The 17,719-nt window shown below is 52.9% G+C and carries 17 protein-coding genes; 6 read left to right on the forward strand and 11 right to left on the reverse strand.

The window, feature by feature from the left end; genetic code table 11:
* Positions 1-57 precede the first annotated feature (57 nt).
* Positions 58-588: an inorganic diphosphatase gene (gene ppa / locus AC6I8N_RS17905; RefSeq protein ID WP_021183548.1), complete on the forward strand. Its 531-nt coding sequence runs from the start codon at positions 58-60 to the stop codon at positions 586-588.
* A gap of 71 nt (positions 589-659) precedes the next feature.
* Here ppa and AC6I8N_RS17910 read toward each other — a convergent pair whose 3' ends face one another.
* The 4 genes from AC6I8N_RS17910 to tamA form a co-directional block, all read right to left on the reverse strand.
* Positions 660-2,141, reverse strand: a complete 1,482-nt coding sequence (locus AC6I8N_RS17910) for a glucosyltransferase domain-containing protein (RefSeq protein WP_497829633.1) — start codon at positions 2,139-2,141, stop codon at positions 660-662.
* A gap of 147 nt (positions 2,142-2,288) precedes the next feature.
* A complete protein-coding gene (locus tag AC6I8N_RS17915; protein ID WP_036625570.1) occupies positions 2,289-2,645 on the reverse strand; it encodes a gamma-glutamylcyclotransferase family protein in 357 nt (118 codons plus the stop codon).
* 2 nt (positions 2,646-2,647) lie between these two features.
* Positions 2,648-6,418, reverse strand: a complete 3,771-nt coding sequence (gene tamB, locus AC6I8N_RS17920; RefSeq protein WP_497829634.1) for an autotransporter assembly complex protein TamB — start codon at positions 6,416-6,418, stop codon at positions 2,648-2,650.
* Positions 6,415-8,154, reverse strand: a complete 1,740-nt coding sequence (gene tamA / locus AC6I8N_RS17925; RefSeq protein ID WP_497829635.1) for an autotransporter assembly complex protein TamA — start codon at positions 8,152-8,154, stop codon at positions 6,415-6,417. Before tamA ends, tamB begins: the two co-directional genes overlap by 4 nt.
* 451 nt (positions 8,155-8,605) lie before the next feature.
* On the opposite strand from tamA, the gene paeA reads away from it, so the two are divergent.
* Positions 8,606-9,949 carry a polyamine export protein PaeA gene (gene paeA / locus AC6I8N_RS17930; protein ID WP_021183553.1) on the forward strand — a complete coding sequence of 448 codons (1,344 nt, stop codon included), beginning with the start codon at positions 8,606-8,608 and terminating at the stop codon, positions 9,947-9,949.
* A gap of 46 nt (positions 9,950-9,995) precedes the next feature.
* On the opposite strand, the gene AC6I8N_RS17935 is transcribed toward paeA, so the two are convergent.
* On the reverse strand, positions 9,996-10,202 hold the full coding sequence (locus AC6I8N_RS17935; RefSeq protein WP_208724257.1) for a DUF1107 domain-containing protein: 207 nt from the start codon (positions 10,200-10,202) through the stop codon (positions 9,996-9,998).
* 318 nt (positions 10,203-10,520) lie between these two features.
* Here AC6I8N_RS17935 and AC6I8N_RS17940 point away from each other — a divergent pair, with 318 nt between their 5' ends.
* A complete protein-coding gene (locus tag AC6I8N_RS17940) occupies positions 10,521-11,075 on the forward strand; it encodes a YtfJ family protein (RefSeq protein ID WP_021183555.1) in 555 nt (184 codons plus the stop codon).
* A gap of 39 nt (positions 11,076-11,114) precedes the next feature.
* Here AC6I8N_RS17940 and cysQ read toward each other — a convergent pair whose 3' ends face one another.
* The gene (gene cysQ / locus AC6I8N_RS17945; protein WP_021183556.1) at positions 11,115-11,861 is read right to left on the reverse strand and encodes a 3'(2'),5'-bisphosphate nucleotidase CysQ; all 747 of its coding nucleotides are present in this window, start codon (positions 11,859-11,861) and stop codon (positions 11,115-11,117) included.
* Positions 11,862-12,145: 284 nt separating this feature from the next.
* Here cysQ and AC6I8N_RS17950 point away from each other — a divergent pair, with 284 nt between their 5' ends.
* Positions 12,146-14,092: a bifunctional 2',3'-cyclic-nucleotide 2'-phosphodiesterase/3'-nucleotidase gene (locus tag AC6I8N_RS17950; protein ID WP_497829636.1), complete on the forward strand. Its 1,947-nt coding sequence runs from the start codon at positions 12,146-12,148 to the stop codon at positions 14,090-14,092.
* Positions 14,093-14,129: 37 nt separating this feature from the next.
* Here AC6I8N_RS17950 and bamJ read toward each other — a convergent pair whose 3' ends face one another.
* The gene (bamJ, locus tag AC6I8N_RS17955; RefSeq protein WP_021183558.1) at positions 14,130-14,750 is read right to left on the reverse strand and encodes a BamJ family beta-barrel-assembly machinery protein; all 621 of its coding nucleotides are present in this window, start codon (positions 14,748-14,750) and stop codon (positions 14,130-14,132) included.
* Positions 14,751-14,966: 216 nt separating this feature from the next.
* Here bamJ and AC6I8N_RS17960 point away from each other — a divergent pair, with 216 nt between their 5' ends.
* Positions 14,967-15,611, forward strand: a complete 645-nt coding sequence (locus AC6I8N_RS17960; RefSeq protein WP_497829637.1) for an OapA family protein — start codon at positions 14,967-14,969, stop codon at positions 15,609-15,611.
* A 46-nt stretch (positions 15,612-15,657) separates the two neighbouring features.
* Here the strand turns inward: AC6I8N_RS17960 and rplI are convergent, their stop codons facing one another.
* The 4 genes from rplI to rpsF are packed head-to-tail and all read right to left on the reverse strand — an operon-like array spanning position 15,658 to position 17,097.
* Positions 15,658-16,107 (reverse strand): 50S ribosomal protein L9, encoded by a 450-nt coding sequence (gene rplI, locus AC6I8N_RS17965; protein ID WP_021183561.1) that lies wholly within the window; start codon positions 16,105-16,107, stop codon positions 15,658-15,660.
* Positions 16,108-16,145: 38 nt separating this feature from the next.
* Complete coding sequence (rpsR, locus tag AC6I8N_RS17970) at positions 16,146-16,373, reverse strand: 30S ribosomal protein S18 (protein WP_000135199.1); 228 nt, start codon at positions 16,371-16,373, stop codon at positions 16,146-16,148.
* 4 nt (positions 16,374-16,377) lie between these two features.
* The gene (gene priB, locus AC6I8N_RS17975; protein ID WP_497829638.1) at positions 16,378-16,692 is read right to left on the reverse strand and encodes a primosomal replication protein N; all 315 of its coding nucleotides are present in this window, start codon (positions 16,690-16,692) and stop codon (positions 16,378-16,380) included.
* Positions 16,693-16,701: 9 nt separating this feature from the next.
* Positions 16,702-17,097 carry a 30S ribosomal protein S6 gene (rpsF, locus tag AC6I8N_RS17980; protein WP_013510684.1) on the reverse strand — a complete coding sequence of 132 codons (396 nt, stop codon included), beginning with the start codon at positions 17,095-17,097 and terminating at the stop codon, positions 16,702-16,704.
* 388 nt (positions 17,098-17,485) lie between these two features.
* Between rpsF and AC6I8N_RS17985 the strand changes: the two genes are divergently transcribed.
* Positions 17,486-17,692 carry a hypothetical protein gene (locus tag AC6I8N_RS17985; protein WP_021183563.1) on the forward strand — a complete coding sequence of 69 codons (207 nt, stop codon included), beginning with the start codon at positions 17,486-17,488 and terminating at the stop codon, positions 17,690-17,692.
* The last annotated feature ends 27 nt before the right edge of the window (positions 17,693-17,719 follow it).

The raw sequence follows: 17,719 nt of genomic DNA on the forward strand, positions 1-17,719 counted from the left end.
GGAGTCAGTTGGCTATAATAGCCGACACTCAACTTACGACTAATGAAGGAAAGCCAGATGAGTTTGAACCAGGTGCCCGCAGGTAAAGATCTGCCAGAAGATATCTATGTCATCATCGAGATCCCGGCCAATGCCGATCCGATCAAATATGAAGTCGACAAAGAGTCTGGCGCCCTGTTTGTAGACCGTTTTATGTCTACCGCCATGTTCTATCCGTGCAACTACGGTTACATCAACAACACCCTGTCTCTGGATGGTGACCCGGTTGACGTACTGGTGCCGACCCCGTATCCGCTGGAGCCGGGCTCAGTTATCCGTTGCCGTCCGGTTGGCGTGTTGAAAATGACCGACGAATCCGGTGAAGATGCCAAACTGGTTGCGGTTCCGCACACCAAACTGAGCAAAGAGTACGATCACATCAAAGATGTGAACGACCTGCCGGAATTGCTGCGTGCGCAGATCACCCACTTCTTCGAGCACTACAAAGATCTGGAAAAAGGCAAATGGGTGAAAGTTGACGGCTGGGACAACGCAGAAGCCGCCAAAGCTGAGATCATTTCCTCTTTCGAGCGCGCTCAGAAGAAATAATCTGTAAAGCGAGCGGAAGACATCCTGTAAACAGGCCCGATTTTCGGGCCTGTTTTTTTCGTCTGTCCTGCCTAACGCTGGCAACCCAGCAACGTAAAGTCGACCGTCAGGCGATTTTGATATTTATACAGATCATAATCCTGATGGTGGGCAATGCGTTCTCCCTGACACAATCCCTCGTGCAGATTCTCATTCGTCACGGTAAGGTCGTCTTTCAACGGGTTAAGCACCTGATAACCTTTCAGCGCCATATACGGGAAAGGGAACCACCAGTTGGCAAAATACTCTGGAATCAGCACACCCAAAACCGGATAGTTTCTCAATGAATTTTTATACACCTGGGCACGAGGTGATGTCCCAACAAACTGCATATAAAAGTTTTGATCAGCGAGCGTCGCGGTATCATTTTTCAACTGATAAACGACACCCTGATTAATATTATCCTGCTGTTTGATCGCGTTACCGTAAACATAAATACTGGTCACGGCGTAAAGCAATGGCACGGCCATAACAGCGAAAACAAAACACATTTTCCCTCGGAATGCCCATGCCATCAATGTGGCGCTAAACAACATAAATCCACTGATTGAAAGCAAAGCGCGCGGGACGAGCAGCGCATTTTCCAGAAACAACAAGTTACCGGCAATCATCACAAACGCAACCAGGGGTAATAGCAGTGCTAATAAACCGATTGCTATGCGTGAATGCTTCATCCCGGCTCTGATATAACGCAGCGCAATAACTGCGGCGGAGATAACAGCCAGGATAAGAATGGCGACCAGCACCGCCATTCCTTTACCGTCTTTATAGAAGGTCTGACTAATGAAATCCCAGTAAGCCTGTACGTTATGATTGATGGTCAGCCATAACTGATTACCTGCGATATTCGGGTGATTAGCCGGGTGATCGCCTGAGAATGTCGATGGCAGTACAATCTTCAAATAAATTATCGATGCCACCAGCACTTCCACACCACGTTGCAGCAAAGACATAAAGATAACAGCAGGACGATCATTATTTATTATTTGCCTGAACGTCACCACCAGGGCCATCATCACCGCAACATTGACGGCAATCTGATAAAGGCTATAAATTGCGATAATGATAGCAATACCAATAACAAAACGAACGATTCTGTTTAAAGGTGGCAAAAGCACCCACGCTAAACTTAGCGCCAGGGCACAACTTAGTGTCAATACATCAAAACGGTAGGAGAAAACTTCCGCAAGATAAGGGTTTGCAAAAAAGCTCAGGGTCGCTAATGCACCAATCCAGCCCGGCAAAGAACTGAAGTTTTTTTTATGATAAAGAGAGAAAACGAAGGCCAGCAGCGCAATTGAAATGATTAATGGAAGTGGGAATATATCCGCCACATGGCTACTCAGAAACATCATTTTCATAATGATGTCAGCCAGTGGCCTGCCATCTCCTCCCCAATTAGTATACCCGAGCGTCGCTCTTCCATTATCATCAATATAATAAATATTAGCGATAAGCAATGGCAGACAATAAATAAAAGCAGCAACAAGATAACTATTATAATACTTTTTCATTTCCCTTCTCGTTTATATTTTTGTCCCAACCCTGTGAACGGGATGACTCACCACACCAGACCAATCGCTTGTCTATCTGCCCGGTCTGAACTGTAAAAAAGGGCCATGTACGACATGACCCTTTTTAATAACTGTTAACCCTTCAGGTTACTCATCCTTTGGCAGATCCTCGCGCTGCAACCAGTCACCGCTCGGGATACGAGTAAGTCCTTTGATTGAGCGCTGATAAACGTAAAGCCAGGCGCTGCCATAAGGCGTCTGGATCAATTGGCGTTTATATTCGCCATTCCTGGTGCGCAAAGCATCCAGCTCGCCCAGGGTGCTGGCGTCGATGCGATAGACTTCGCAATAGACGCTTCCCTCCCCTTCAACCACGCCCGGGTAGTGACCCAGATTGTAGAGTTCAAACCCTTCAATCTGATGGTCACCAAGCCATTGCGCATTCGTCATCCAGTGACTGTTTCCTTGTTTGCGCCGTAAACTGCCGTAGACAATTATTCGCATTGCTAAAACTCAAACTGATAGAGCAAATCCAGTGCCTGATCAACGCCAGACACGGCTTCCAAATAGAGTTTGGGCATCAGGCGATAACGCAAGGTTAAGGTCGCCAGTGAATCAAATATGCCAACACCGTATTTTACTTGCAGACCCGGCAACACATAACCACTTACCTGCACCTGCTGGCTGTCGCCAACACCGGTGGTATCAAGCGCAAGGTTACTGACGCCAAATGTCTCCCCGATTTTACCCATAACCTGCCCACTTTGTGCAACCCCCAGGCCAATTAACGCAGAAGTTAGTGCATTGCTGTCGCCGTTGGCATCGAGTCCCTGACCACGCAACAGATAAGAAAGCGCCTCCTGCTGCGACATCGCCGGGTCAGAGAAGATTTCAACTTTAGGTTCATCGGCTAACCCGGTTACGCGAATCCCGGCGGTGACATCATCCTCAGTCGATTCCGGGTTGCGGATAGCTTCGAGGTTCAGATAGGGCTGATCAGGCGGTCCGGCGAATTGCAACTCGCCTTTGCGTACAATCAGATCCTGACCGTAAGCACGAAAACGACCGTCCGGGATATTAATCTGGCCGTTCAGTCCAAGACCGGTTTTATCCTGCACAAGTTTCAGGTCGCCATTCAGCTTCGCTTTCAGGCCGAAGGCTGACAAACGCACATCGTTTCCGACGTGGATAACCAGATTGCTGTTGATCGGGATGGCGGTGGTTTTCGGCTGAATCGGTTTCAGATTCTGGTCCAGCATCACTTCGTCCGAGGACACGCCAGTTGCACTTTCCGGCACTTCCTGCACGGTGATGCGCGCCCAGGGAATATCCACCCGGCCATCAAGATTGAAAGCCGCTGGCGTCGCTTCAAACACCAGGTCTGGCGACACATCCATACGCACCATTGGCGGTACGGTGACGCGTACCCGGCTGCCCTGCGCGGCAATGCGCGCACGCCAGTTATCGAGCTGGCTCCAGTCAGCATTGCCGTTAAGGTTGATATTGCCCTGGGCGGTCTGGATCAAGCCATTGAGGGTCGAACTCATCCCGTTAAATACCATGTTGAGGTTAGCTTCGGTGAGGTCAACCGGCATAAAGCTGGCTTCAACGTCCACGCCACTCAACGCCAACTGGCCGAACACCTGCGGCTGTTGCAGATTGCCGCCGAGCCGAAGGGCGCTGTTGAGATTGCCCTTGATCTTCTCGCCCTGCATCAATGCCGGGTTGAACATTGCCAGCGAAATATTGCTGATGTTGACGTTACCCGATAGCTGACGACGTTTCTCGGGGTCAGCGATTTGCACATCGCCACTCAACTGCCCGTTATTCACAATGCGAATCAGCCAGTCGAGCTGGGCACGACCGTTGTGCATGGCGGCATTGAGGTTCAGGGTGTCGAAAGCAATCGGCAACGTATTACCCTGCACATCCTGTTCGACTTTCACGCCATTGCCCTTCAGTGCAACGGTGCCGGTCGGCAGTGCGCCGTCGGCCGTCCAGTTCACGCGTGCATCACCGCTGAATACGCCGGTCAGCTTAGTTTCATCGGTCAGGAAAGGTTTGATCATCGCTAAATCAAAACGACTCAGCACCACATGGGCGTGACCACTGGCACCCGCTTCAATCGGCTCCGGCACGCACACCTGCGCATTCGGGTTTTGCCAGCAGTGTGGCCCGATAGTCACGGTTTGTTTGCTGTTGAGATAATCAATCGCCATCGCCCGCGTCAGACGCCACTCGCCTACCGGGGTGTCGAAGCGGGTATTGTTCAACGTCCCCTGCCAGTGCTGCGTTTTGCGGTCAAAGCTGCCGTTGAGCGCCAGCTGACCGGAAACCGGCTCACCCTGCACGTTCAGTTTCAACTGATGCTGCTTTTCGTTGCCGTCAGCATTGAGCGTCAGCAGATTGATCGCCAGCGTATCCTGTTTCAGCTGCTCAACGCGCAGTTGCAGTTTACCCGCCACCTGGTCGCTGGATTTCACGTCCCCCTGCAACGCAACACGCGCAATGCTCAGCGCCTGCCAGCGCAAGCCGGTAGCGGTAAGGTCAGCCAGCACCTGCGGTGCCTGTAGCGTTCCTCGTGCCTTGATGTTGCCTTTCACCACACCGCCCAACCCTGGCAGCGCATTGTCGAGGTGCGGCGCATCAATGACGGCGTCCAGATTCAGTGCATCACCCAGCTCGCCTTTGACATCAACATGGTTACGCCCCAGCACCAGATTGATTCCGGGGATTTTCCACTGGTTGTAGCTGTTGCCGGTGAGAGAACCATCGGCGCTGACCGCATTATTTTTCACATTCCCTTTAAGCTGTAGCTGCGGCACGCTCAGCTGCCAACTGCCGCCGTACAGGCTACCGCGTGTGGCGATTTTGCCATCCAGCTTCGCTGGCCACTCTGGGTATTGTTTGGCGGTGTTGATGCCGGTTAGCGTCAGTTCACTGTGCCAGCTGATCGCTTTGCTCCAGTCCACCAGCGCGGTCAGGTCGATATTGCCCTGCAACGCCGTCACCCGCAGCTTGTCGAGGTTGAACTGCTGCACATTGCCTTTGCCGTCGAGTGAGATGTCAGCAGGTGGGACACCTTCTCCTTTCACCGCCGTACGCAATGACATCACGTAATCGGTGGCTTTGCCTTTAAACTGATAATCCAGCTTATCCGCCTGATACTGCACCGGGCCGGTCAGTGGCCAGCGCAGTTGCGGGCTGGTAAGTTTCAGCGACAACGGCAGCCCCACCACCGCAGGCTGGGCGGCAGCATCTAACTGCGCCTGCACCGGGCCAGAGAGATTAAGCGCCAGCTTTAACTCATCACGCAGCGCGCCGCTCAGGTTCAGTTTGATCTTCTCCCCTTTAATCGGGTCGAGATTAACCGCACCGCTGAGCGCAAAATTGACCGGCCAGTTATCGGCCAGAGTGGCTTCACCGCTGGCGTTGACCTGCCCCTGGGTGGAATCCACATCGAAGGTTTCCAGTTGCAGATGGCGATCGTTCGTCTGGGCTTTCAGCAGCAAGCTGTTGATGGTGACATCGGTATCGCCGGTCAGTCGCAGTTGTTTACCGCTCAGCTCCTGCACGGTGATATCCAGCGGCAGTGTAAAGTCCGGTAACGCAGGCAGTAGCGGTTGAGCAAACATCGCCTGTAGCGTCTCGCCCAGCGGTTTCTCTTCCGGCTGCGGTTGCTGAACTTTCGGCTGCACCACCTGCTCATCGACGACTTTGGCTACTTTAGGCAGCGCAATCAGCAAGCTTTCAATATGGGTTGGTGTCAGTGTCAGCGCACGCTCCTGCCAGTGCAGGCCGGTAGTGAAATCCAGCAGCGAAATCGCCGTGTCATCCACTTTGACATTGATGTTATGCAGGCCGACTTTGCTGAGGGTGATCGGATAGGGGGTGCTGAGATTGGTCGTCCCGCTCTCCGGCTCCGGCGCAGGCGCACTGGCCGGTGCCATTTTCTTACTATCCACCACCACGCTGACATCCTGTAATCCGATGTCATCGACACACACCGAGGAGTGCAGCAGACAATTCAGGTTGAGCGCCAGATGGAAGCGTCCGGCATCCACGCTGACGCCCGGCATTTCATACTTCACGCCACTGAGCGTCAGATCGCGCCAGCCACCTTCGACTTTGTTGATGGATAATCCCGGCACCCAGCGATCGGCCCCTTTCAACAACAGATGCAAACCCGGTGTGGTGCCAATCAGAAACGCCACGCTGCCGAAAATCAGCAGCAGAAAAATACCAAAACCAATCAGGACCTTTTTCCACAGCTTCATAGTTCAGGCCCCAGTCCGATATAAAATTGCAATCCATGCTCCTCATCATCACCAATCGGACGAGCGATATCGAGTTTGATTGGCCCGACCGGAGAGGCCCAGCGCACGCCAAAGCCCGCGCCGGTTTTAAAGTTGCTTTGTTTGATGTCGTTCACCGCTTCACCGGAGTCGATAAACACCGCTCCCCACCATTTTCCGGTCACGTTGTATTGATATTCGAGAGAACCGGTCGCCAGTTTCGAGGCGCCGGTCAGCTTACCGTTGTCATCGCGCGGTGAAATTCCCTGATATTTGTAACCGCGAATGCTGCGGTCACCCCCGGCGAAGAAGCGTAAGTCGGGCGGGACTTTTTCAAAATCGTTGGTTTCAATCCAGCCAAGATTGCCGCGTAGCACAAAGCGATTCTTCTCACCCAGCGTGCGGATCCAGACGTTTTGCGCCTGTAAGATCAGGAAGTCGACATCTGAACCCCAGGTGGTATCCGACACATCTGCTGAATAGCGCTGGGAATCGCCCCAGTTTGGCATCAAGCCACCACGCGAACGGGTACGGCTAAGGCTGACGCCGGGATACAGCAGCATGGTGGTGTTGGTGACGCTACCCTGGGTAAAGTGGTCGAGACTCCAGCGCAGGTTGACGGCTCTTTGCCAGCCGCTGCTGCTGTCCCAGTTACGTGACACGCCAAGCGTGGTGGTGTCAGCTTTGGTGTCGTTCAGGTCGGTGCGTTTTACCCCACCGGAGAAGGTATAATATTGTTCCAGCGGGTTTTTCAGCAGCGGGACTTTATAGCTGAGATCGAGCTGCTGTTCCGGCGCGGAAATATAGGCGCTGGTGGTTAGGCTATGGCCGCTGTCATTAATCCACGGCTTTTTCCAGGTGCCTTTCAGACGCGGCCCGACATCGGTGGAGTAACCGATACCGGTTTCGATGGTGTTTTCCGTGCGCGGAGAAACAACGGCATTGAGCGGCAACACTTTGGTTTGTCGCCCTTTATCAAATTCGGGTGCCACCACGACCGAGTTGAACCACCCCGTGGCGGAGAGACGGCGGTTTAGTTCTGCCAAATCGCGCGAGCTGTAGGGATCGCCCTCTTTAAACGGCACCAGATTGCGCAGATAGGCTTCATTAATCTGCGATCCCTGAAAAGTTACATCACCAAAGCGATAACGTGGGCCGCTGTCATAGTCGATGTTCCAAAACGCCTCACGACGCTCCACTGACACGCCAAGCTGGCTCTGCTTAAAGTCACCGTCGAAATAACCATTACGCAGCGCCAGGCTGGAGAACCCGCTTTTAAATTTGTCGTAATCACCATGATTGAGCTGAGTACCCACCTTCGGGGTGCCCTGCTTAACCCAGGCTTTGTAGTCGGGATCGTTTTTCGCGGCGCCTTCCACCACGATGGTACTGCCGCCAATCTTGACGGGCTCTCCGGCCGTGACGCGCGCGATTAATACCGGGCGTCCCCCCTGCGGCGGTGCCGGACGTGATTCGAAATCAATCTGAGGCTCATAGTAACCCAGGGCGCGTAGCCCCTCTTTAACCGCTACGGCAACACGCGCGCGGAAACGACCGTCGTTGGAAACCTCGTCGCTACCAATGGTGGAGAGGCGCGCCCTGACGTTTTTCTCTAAATCCCCGGATAAGCCTTCCAGCTGCAATCGCACCTTGGCCGCATGAAGGGCAGGTGCTACCAGCAACAGGCTGGCCATGCAATAAATATGAAATCGTGGCACGCTTACTCCTGTTAATAATGCCTGCCCCTATTCCGCAGGGGCATTTTTTTGTTTCGCGGGTAAAACCCGTGCAGGCATACCCATCAGCATAGCCGCTCTTTTCCCCGAACAGCTGCGTAAAAACGGCAATTAAGCCAAATCGTGTCTATTGTCGGCAAATGACCGGAGCGATACAACAACGAAGCGGCGCTTCTGCGGGTTCTTAACAAGCACTCAGACTAATCTTAAGCGCTGTTACGTCTCCGCTGGCGGCATGATGAGCGCTGCTGCTATAATCACCGTCCGGCAGGCATCGCCTGCTTTCATTTCTGCCCCGACGTTTACTGACTTGTCGAATTGGCGCAGACATTTTTGGCACGGATAGCCCTGTTTGACTGGTAAGTACCGGATGTACGCCCTTTCTGAGCTGCCCAGGCCAAAAATGACAAGTGATTAACCCAACGGACCTTTTATGCTCGATAGCTTACTTGTCATTCTTTTACTGATTATTATCAGTGCCTTTTTTTCTCTGTCGGAAATCTCGCTGGCGGCTGCCCGCAAGATCAAGCTTAAACTGCTGGCCGATGAAGGAAATATTAATGCTCAGCGTGTCCTGAAGATGCAGGAGACGCCGGGTATGTTCTTTACCGTGGTGCAGATTGGCCTGAACGCGGTGGCGATCCTCGGTGGTATCGTCGGTGATGCGGCCTTCTCCCCCGCCTTTAACTCGCTGTTCACCCGTTTTGTCTCGCCAGAGCTGGCCGATCAACTGAGCTTTATTTGCTCCTTCACCATCGTCACCAGCATGTTCATTCTGTTTGCCGATTTAACCCCGAAACGGGTTGGCATGATCGCGCCGGAAGCCATTGCGCTGCGTATCATCAATCCGATGCGCTTCTGCCTGCTGGTGTTCCGCCCGTTGGTATGGCTGTTTAACGGACTCGCGAACGTGTTCTTCCGTATTTTTAACCTGCCGATGGTGCGGAAGGACGACATCACCTCCGATGACATCTACGCCGTGGTGGAAGCCGGTGCACTGGCCGGGGTGTTGCGTAAGCAGGAACATGAGCTGATTGAGAACGTGTTCGAGCTGGAGTCCCGCACCGTGCCATCTTCCATGACGTCGCGTGAAAATATCGTCTGGTTTGATCTGCACGAAGACGAAAGCAGCCTGAAAGCGAAAATCGCTGAGCACCCGCACTCCAAATTCCTCGTCTGCGATGGCGATATTGACCATATTGTCGGTTATGTCGATTCCAAAGAGTTACTGCTGCGCGTACTGGGTAATCAAAGCATGACGCTAAACAGCGGCGTGCAAATTCGCTCTGCGTTGATTGTGCCGGATACGCTGACGTTATCCGAAGCACTGGAAAGTTTTAAAACCGCCGGTGAAGATTTTGCGGTGATTATGAACGAATACGCGCTGGTGGTCGGTATTATCACGCTCAATGATGTGATGACCACCCTGATGGGCGATCTGGTCGGTCAGGGGCTGGAAGAACAGATTGTGGCGCGTGATGAGAATTCGTGGCTGGTGGAAGGCGGTACGCCGATTGATGACGTGATGCGCGTGCTGCATATCGATGAGTTCCCTCAGTCGGGCAACTATGAAACCATCGGCGGCTTTATGATGTATATGCTGCGCAAGATCCCGAAACGTACTGATTTTGTGAAGTTTGCGGGTTATAAGTTTGAAGTGGTGGATATCGACAGCTATCGCATCGACCAGTTGCTGGTAACGCGTATTGATGAACGCCCGCCGGTGCTGAATGTGGCGAAAAACGCCGCCGCTGATGCTGAAAATCCCTCATCGTAACCACGCGATAAAAAATTCAGGGCGCCATCGGCGCCCTTTCTTCTGCTTAATTGTACTCGGCTTGTAGCCGCAGCACCTGGCGATTGATTTCGGACATCACGCTTAAGTGCTGCACGTCTTTGACGCGCGGGATAAGCACCTTCCCTTTATCGAACTCGAATGCGCCAACGTCCTTGATGTACAACCTTCCTTTAAATAGCGTTTTTACGTATTTCGCAATTTGCAGCGGATTATAACGCTGGAAGATCTTCATGCTGTTCTTAACTCCTGTACAGATGTAAAACGCTTCGCCGTTGCCAAAATCGGTACGAGCCCATGAAGCGCAAATGAGGCCTAAACTATAGAACATCCTGCGTTGCGGATGTTCCGAAAAAATGAATTTTTTACTGAATTGACACATCATTACAGAACACTCTGTTATCACGGTCACACAATCCAGTATAAACCTTCGGACATTAAGGAATTGTGGCGTTGGTTACAAAGCTGTGAACTCGCCGCGACAGGGCGCATCATCCACGCTTATTATTGCAGGAACATGACCAACTGGTCTGATCACTCAGGAGAAACTTTCATGCGATTGCCACATCTGGTGTTTGCACTGGCGCTACTTTTACCTAATCTCGCTGCGGCACACCTGTTCAAACAGGGGGAGCGCGTACCTGCGGTCGGTATCAATGACAAAGGAGAATTGCTCTGGCAGCAGGATAAATTTAGTTATCGCCCGTGGAATAGCGCGCAGCTCATCGGCAAAGTGCGGGTCATCCAGCATATTGCCGGGCGATCGTCAGCAAAAGAACAAAATGCGGCATTGGTTGAAGCCATTAAAGCCGCCGGTCTGCCACATGACCGCTACCAGACCACCACCGTGGTCAATACTGACGATGCCATTCCAGGCACCGGTATGTTTGTACGTAGCAGCATCGAAAGTAATAAGCAGCAATATCCGTGGTCGCAATTTATCGTCGATAGCAACGGCAACGCGCGTAAAGCCTGGCAACTGGAAAGTGGCGGTTCAGCGGTGGTGGTGCTGGATAAGAGCGGGCATGTGCAGTTCGCCAAAGATGGTGCACTGACGCAACAAGAAGTACAGCAGGTGATGACGCTGTTACATCAACTGCTGAAGTAGCGGCGCGATTTATCGCGCCGTTACGTTACGGTTTGCGGATCAAAACAGCGACACGCGAAAGCCAGGATTGAGGAACGATTCACGCGGAGCATAGTCAAGGGTTTTGCCGGTCCAGTCATGCACATGCGCGCCTGCGGCGATCGCGACGGCGTGTCCGGCACCGGTATCCCAAATGTTAGTTGGTCCAAAGCGCGGGTAGAGTTGGGCCTTCCCCTCTGCTACCAGGCAGAATTTTAGTGATGAGCCGATGGCCGTCGTCTGATGTTCACCCAACTGCTGCAAATACTCTTTCAGTTCCTCATCCTTATCAAAATGGGAACGGCTGATCACCACCAGCGGCGGGCGTGCATCGCGCACATGCACCTGGGTTTTGTTGCCCCCTTCTTCTTTCCAGGCTTTGCCTTCCGCAGCGGAATAAAGCACGCCGATGGCGGGCGCATACACCACACCCAGCACGGGTTTTCCTTTTTCAATCAGGGCGATATTTACCGTGAACTCACCATTACGCTTGATAAACTCTTTGGTACCGTCCAGCGGATCGACCAGCCAGTAACGCTGCCAGTGCTGACGGATTTCCCAGCCTGGTGGATCTTCCTCTGACAACACCGGTACGTCAGGCGTCAGGCTATTCAGCCCGCTCACAATGACTTTATGCGCGGCGAGATCAGCTGCCGTGACCGGAGAGTCGTCAGCCTTGCGTTCGATATCCATCGGCTGTACGCCGTTGTAAACCTGCATAATCGCATCGCCCGCCTCACGAGCCAGCTGGCAAATTTGCTCTAACATACTTCACCTCTTTTTCTGCTGATTCTGCTTACTCGCTGCCAACGGTAAACCTGTATCCATTTTAGCAGGCGACCCGTGTTACCCGAGGCACACGCCGGGGCGAGCGCAATCTATTTTAATATCAATATCATAGTTCAACGCATGCCGTCATCTGTGACCTGATGCTCTGTGGCATCGGTACAGCCACATGGCAAAACCCTGAAGCACATCACGTTTTCATCTGACAATTTGTCACCTTTTTACATTATTTTGAGAGGCCAATTGGACAGCAACAAGGAGGCAACATGTTCAAAGTGAGCATGGCGTTACTGACATTCGGCCTTTCAGCCGCTCTGGCACAGGCCGCAACGGTGGATTTGCGCATTCTGGAAACCACCGATCTGCACAGCAATATGATGGACTTTGACTATTACAAAGACACCCCAACAGAAAAGTTTGGCCTGGTACGTACCGCCACGCTGATTCATCAGGCGCGTTCACAAGTCAAAAATAGCGTGCTGGTGGACAATGGCGACATCATTCAGGGCAGCCCGCTCGGTGATTACATGGCAGCGAAAGGGTTGAAACCCGGCGAAGTCCACCCGGTGTACAAAGCGCTTAATACGCTGGATTACAGCGTTGGTAATCTCGGCAACCACGAATTTAATTATGGCCTGCCTTATTTGAAAAAAGCGCTGGCGGGCGCGCGTTTTCCTTATGTGAACGCCAACATTATTGACCTGAAAAGCGGAAAACCGCTGTTTACCCCTTATCTTATTAAAGAAACTACCGTCACTGACCGCGACGGGAAGCCACAAAAGTTAAAAATCGGTTACATCGGCTTCGTTCCGCCGCAGATTATGATCTGGGATCGCAACAATCTACAGGGAAAAGTTCGCGTTGATGACATCACGGAAACAGCAAAGCGTTATGTGCCGGAAATGCGTACAAAAGGTGCTGAAATAATCATCGCTATCCCACATTCCGGTTTAAGCAGTGAGCCGTATCACGCCCTGGCGGAAAACTCGGTTTACTACCTCAGCCAGGTTCCAGGCATTGATGCCATCATGTTTGGGCATGCGCATGCGGTGTTCCCAAGTAAAGATTTTGCCGCTATTAAAGGCGCAGACATTGCACAGGGGACGCTGAATGGCGTGCCCGCCGTGATGCCTGGCATGTGGGGCGATCACCTCGGTGTAGTCGATCTGGTGTTGGATAACGCCGGCGGTCACTGGCAGGTGAAGCAGGGCAAAGCCGAGGCGCGTCCGATTTATGACAGTGTGACCAAAAAATCACTGGCTGCTGAAGACGTCGGGTTGGTGAAAGTACTGGCACAGGATCATCGTGCTACGCGCGCCTTTGTCGCCAAACCGATCGGCAAATCCGCTGATGTGATGTACAGCTATCTCTCGCTGGTACAGGACGATCCTACAGTGCAGATCGTCAATAACGCCCAGCGTGCCTATGTTGAACATTTTGTTCAGGGCGATCCCGATCTTAGCCGCTTGCCGGTACTGAGTGCGGCGGCCCCATTCAAAGCGGGTGGTCGCAAAAACGATCCGGCCAGCTACGTGGAAGTGGAGAAAGGCAATCTAACCTTCCGCAATGCCGCAGACCTCTATCTCTATCCCAACACCCTGGTGGTAATGAAGGTCAGCGGGGAGCAGGTGAAGGAGTGGCTGGAGTGTTCTGCCGGGCAGTTTAACCAGATCGATCCACACAGCGCTAAACCACAATCGCTGATCAACTGGGACTTCCGCACCTATAACTTTGATGTCATTGACGGCGTGCAGTATCAGATTGATGTCACCCAACCGGCGCGCTACGACAACGAATGTCAGCTGATCAATAAAGATGCCTCACGTATTAAGGATCTCACCTGGCAGGGCAAACCCATTGATCCCGGCATGACATTCCTGGTGGCAACCAATAACTATCGCGCTTACGGCGGCAAATTTGCGGGGACAGGAGATAAGTTCGTGGCGTTTGCTTCGCCCGATGAGAACCGCTCGGTGGTAGCGGCTTATATCAGCAGCGAAACCAAAGCGCATGGCGAGGTTAAACCGCAGGCGGATCATAACTGGCGTCTGGCAGCGATTCATACTTCTACGCCGTTAGATATCCGTTTCGAAACCGCACCTGGCGCGAAAGCTACTGGCTTTATCCAGCAACACGCGGATTATCCGATGAAAGCGGTAGGAAGTGACGAGATTGGTTTTGCGATTTGGCAGGTAAATTTACAACAGCAGTGAGGGATGGCGGGCGGCAAATCGCCGCCCTGCCTGAGCCTTACAGGATTTCCAGCAGCTCTACTTCAAAGATCAGGGTGCTGAACGGCGGGATGGAGGCACCCGCGCCACGCTCACCGTAGGCAATGTTATGAGGGATAACCAGTTCCCATTTGGAACCAACCGGCATCAGGGTCAGAGCCTCAATCCAACCGGCAATCACGCCGCTTACCGGGAATTCTGCCGGTTCGCCACGCGCCACAGAGCTATCAAACACGGTGCCGTCAATCAGTTTACCGGTGTAGTGCACACGCACACGGTCCTGACGAGACGGGATAGCCCCATCACCCTGTTTGATCACGCTGAATTGCAGACCTGATTCGGTGCTGCTTACGCCTTCACGCTGTGCGTTCTGCTCAAGGAACTTCTGACCTTCTGCCGCCATCGCCTGTACGCGCTCACGACGCACGCCTTCAGCACGCTCGTGTACTTCGCGCAGGGCGCGGTGAACCACATCAACCGGAACTGCCGGTGAATTCCCTTCCAGCGCGTCGCGCAGGCCCGCGAGCAGCGCTTCCGGCTGCAAACCTTGCAGTCCGGACTCCAGCAGCTGCTGGCCTACCTGTAAACCGATACCGTAACTTGCTTGTGCTTCGACGCTGTCGAATGAAGGGGTTGTCATCTTGTTTCCTTAATCCCGGAGAAAAATAGAAACGGCAGCATAACAGCGCAGGCCGCTGGCGTAAAATCTCGCGCATCACAGATGACATTTCTCAGGGAAAGAGAAACAATACAGACGTCAAATTTTTCAATGCTGGCAGGCACTTCGTGCCCACATTGCCCATACTACACTAGAGGAGAGGATGAGCCTTTCCTCCGTCGAGATAAGAGAGAATACATGGGCCAGATCGCCCCACGACGTCGCAGGACGCGCGCACCGCGTACTTTTTTACCCTGGTTGCAACGTTGGCTGCCGCAAGGTAAACGCCGGGCCGCCAGTGAGGAGGTTTCACGAATGGCTTCTGCTACCCCTTCCCGCTTTATTGGCGGTCTGCACCGCGTCTGGCATTTGCTGGACAATGTTCGCTGGATGGATCCCCTGCCCGCGCTGCACCGGCGCGGTATCGTGATTGCGCTGCTGGTTATCCTGTTAGCCTTTCTGTGGCCCAGCAGCACGCCACAGTATCCGGTGGAACGCCCGGTCAGCGAAAGCGCTCCCAAAGAGGTACCGATGCAGGCGGAGATTTATGACAACAAGAGCACACCAGCCGCTGATTCACAGGGTGAGTGGCACACCTATACCGTTGCCTCTGGCCAGACGCTGGCGCAGCTGTTTCGCGATAACAATTTACCGGTGAATGATGTGTTTGCGATGGCACGAGTGGAAGGCAACGATCAACCGCTAAGTGCGTTGCAAAGTGGTCAGCAGGTGAAAATTCGTCAGAATGCCCAGGGTGTGGTGACAGGATTAACCGTGGACAGCGGCAACGGACCGGTGCTGTTTACCCGTCAGCCAGACGGCAGCTTTATCCGCGCGCAATAACAAAAAAGCCGGCACAAGGCCGGCTTTTCCGCATTACCGAGTAAAATTACTCAGCAACTACATTCACAACCAGTTTCGCGAACACATCGCCGTGAACCTGGAAGTCAACTTCGTGCTCACCAACGGTGCGCAGAACGCCGTTCGGCAGACGAACTTCGCTCTTAGACACTTCAACGCCAGCTGCAGTTACAGCGTCAGCGATGTCGCGAGTACCGATGGAACCGAACAGTTTACCTTCGTCGCCTGCTTTAGACGCAACGGTAACGCTGCCCAGAGCATTGATTTTCTCAGCGCGCGCGTTAGCAGCTGCCAGAACTTCAGCCAGTTTGGCTTCCAGTTCAGCGCGACGAGCTTCGAATTGCTCCAGATTTTTCTTGGTAGCTGGTACCGCTTTCTGCTGCGGGAACAGGAAGTTACGTGCGTAACCCGCTGCAACGTTTACCAGGTCACCCAGGTTACCCAGGTTTACTACTTTATCAAGCAGAATAACTTGCATTACCTTATCCTCTTAAAGTCGTGGTTGACGGCGGCCGATTACTGATGACGATCAGTGTACGGCAGCAGGGACAGGTAACGCGCGCGCTTGATAGCACGAGCCAGCTGACGCTGGTATTTAGCGCGAGTACCGGTGATACGGCTCGGTACGATCTTACCGCTTTCGGTGATGTAGTTTTTCAGCGTAGCGATATCTTTGTAATCGATCTCTTGAACGCCTTCCGCAGTGAAGCGGCAGAATTTGCGACGACGGAAATAACGTGCCATTTGGCTAGTCTCCAGAATCTATCAATTCAATCTGCTCGGCATGTAACACAATTCTACTCTGGCCGTTGCGTGCCTGATGGCAGCTAATAAAACCTTCGAGAATGAGTTGCGTGCCGACCGTTATATGTTGAGTAATCGCCTGATGGGCGCTGCCGCTGATAATCACCGGCATCTGACACCAGGCTTGCCGGTGAAACCCGGCTTCCTCCTGCATGGAACGGTGCTCAAGCACGAACTGGCAGTGAGGAATTCCTGACGGACTGACTTTTCGAACCGGCATCTTGCACACAGTGCCAGAGAGGCGCAGTCGATTGGTCATCACGTTGGATTACTCTTCAGAATCCCCAGCATCTGAGTCATCTGCCGCTTCGTTAGCGAAATCTTCACGGCGTTCACGACGCTCGTCTTTCGCTTTAACCATCGGAGATGCTTCAGTTACCGCGTGCTTAACGCGCATAACCATGCTGCGGATAACGGCGTCGTTGAAGCGGAAGTTAGTTTCCAGCTCGTCAATCACTTCCTGCGGCGCTTCTACGTTCAGCAGAACGTAGTGTGCTTTGTGCAGTTTGTTGATCGGGTAAGCCAGCTGACGGCGGCCCCAGTCTTCCAGACGGTGGATCGTGCCCTGAGCACCAGTGATAGCACCAGTGTAACGCTCGATCATGCCCGGAACCTGTTCGCTCTGGTCAGGATGGACCATAAATACGATTTCGTAATGACGCATCGAAATTGCTCCTTACGGATTATTCAGCCTCCTGTCAGGGTCAGCTGCGGCCCACGGAAGCAAGGAACGTTATAGGTTGTGATTCATCCGATAAATGAAACACACCTCTGAATGCAGCTGAAAAATTGACGCGTAATCATACTGACGTTGCCCGCTAAACTCAAGCGCACAATTCATCAAATGGCGTGCTACGTGCCAGGTAAGGCGTCATTTTGTGCTAACGATGACAATTCAGTGGGTTAAGCGGTGTGACGACAAAAAGGCTGAACAACAGGTTCAACAGGCCTGGCTGGCAGCAATTGGGTGAAGAACTAAACTATTTATGGGCGCAACGGTTCGGCTTGTCGTCGGCGTCTGAGAGTGAATTCCCTGTAGTGAGGAGTCGATTATGAAAACTTTCGTTATCGCTGCTTTACTGGGTCTCTTCCTGTCTACTCCCGCGGTTGCCAGCACTACTGATTATGCGCAGCAGATGCGAAGCAACAGCAGCCAAGCGGCATCAGGCCCTGTCTACGTCAACCGGCTGGGCGCACCCAGTGATAACCACACCGGCGCCAATAGCAGCGCGGCTGAACGGTTATCGTCTCAATTGTAGTCCGGTGTGTCGTAACGGGCTGGCGGT

The organism is Pantoea sp. X-Soil-TKNS-1279 (genome assembly GCF_059730565.1).